We start from the raw sequence: 1742 nt of genomic DNA, 5'->3' as shown, positions 1-1742 counted from the left end.
CTTTTTCTGGGGGCGGAGGAAGTTCTGGCGGTGGAGGAGCAAGTGGAAGTTGGTAAAATTCAAGTACTTTTATATATCTCAAAAATTAAAAAAAATAAGCATTCATGAACAGAATAATTTACTTGTTGGCATTTGTATTGGTTTTATCATGTAAGACTAATAAGCCAGAGAAGGGAGAAATAGAAAAATGGGAAGCCCAAGCTGCGAATGTTGAAATTATAAGAGATGATTTTGGAGTTCCCCATATCTATGGTAAGACAGATGCCGATGCAGTGTTCGGATTGTTGTATGCCCAATGCGAAGATGATTTTAATAGAGTAGAGCAAAATTATATTTGGGCAACAGGTAGGTTGGCAGAAGTAGATGGGGAAGAGGCGTTGTATAGCGATTTGCGTGCAAAACTGTTCATGACGGAAGAAGAGGCAAAAGCGAATTATGAAAACAGTCCCGCTTGGTTAAAAGAGTTGTGTGATGCCTTTGCTGACGGGGTCAATTACTATTTATATACACACCCAAAAGTAAAACCGAGATTGCTGACTCATTTTGAACCATGGATGCCAATGTACTTCAGTGAGGGATCAATTGGGGGCGATATTGAGCGAATTTCAACAAAAAAAATTGCTGCTTTTTATGAAAGTGATATGGAATTGCCAAAAATGGAAGCCCTACAGTTAAAAAAACAGAAAGAAGCTGAAGAGCCGCAAGGTTCTAATGGAATTGCTATTTCAGGTAAATTAACCCAATCAGGTAATCCGTTGTTATTGATAAATCCGCATACTTCATTTTATTTTAGGGGAGAAGTTCATGTGGTTTCCGAGGAAGGATTAAATGCCTACGGTGCGGTAACATGGGGTCAGTTTTTTGTTTACCAAGGGTTTAATGAAAAAACCGGATGGATGCATACATCTACTTATACAGATGTCATGGACGAATTCAAGGAGGCAATAGTTAAGAACGATGATAATTTATTTTATCAATATGGTAAAGAGCTACGACCTGTAGAATCGTCTGAGATTGTATTGAAATATCTTGATGGAAAAAAGCTGAAAGAGAAAAAATATCCGGCATACAGAACGCACCATGGTCCAATAACTCATGTTGCAGAAGGGCAATGGACAGCATCGGCAATGATGTGGGAGCCGGTAAAGGCGTTAGAGCAATCATTCATTCGTACAAAACAAAACGGTTACAAAGGATTTCGTGAAATGATGGACATCCGTACCAATTCTAGTAACAATACTGTCTATGCAGATGCGGAAGGCAACATCGCTTATTTTCATGGAAATTACGTTCCAAAAAGAGATGTTCAATTTGATTATACAGAACCGGTAGATGGCAGTAACCCTAAAACAGATTGGCAAGGCTTGCACTCCGTCGATGAAAACATTTTGGTATTAAATCCAGAAAACGGATGGATACAAAACTGTAATTCCACCCCGTATACATCAGCCTTAGAATTCAGTCCAAAGAAAGAAGACTACCCAAATTACATGTCTAAAGACCAAGAAAATTTTAGAGGTGTGCATGCAATTGAATTATTGAAAGATAGAAAAGGATATACGGTAGATAGCTTAATTCAATTAGCACATGATCCATATTTACCGGCGTTCAAAGCATTGATTCCTGGTTTGGTAAAAGCTTATTATGCTAATGATGATAAAAACCCTAAGTTGAGAGAGCCAATTAAGATTCTAGAAGATTGGGATTACACAACAGGTGAAGATCAGGTAGCCATGACTTTG

1 protein-coding gene is annotated in these 1742 nt (G+C 38.2%); it reads left to right on the top strand.

Annotation, left to right across the window (positions count from 1 at the left end; translation table 11 throughout):
• Nucleotides 1-104: 104 nt before the first annotated feature.
• A partial coding sequence (locus ABJI11_RS05440; protein WP_348350144.1) for a penicillin acylase family protein occupies nucleotides 105-1742 on the top strand: 1638 nt, incomplete at its 3' end.

It is taken from the genome of Maribacter sp., from assembly GCF_039968975.1.
Lineage (GTDB): Bacteria > Bacteroidota > Bacteroidia > Flavobacteriales > Flavobacteriaceae > Maribacter.
The sequence above is the reverse complement of the archived record's forward strand: the minus strand, read 5'-3'. Positions and strand labels throughout refer to the sequence as shown.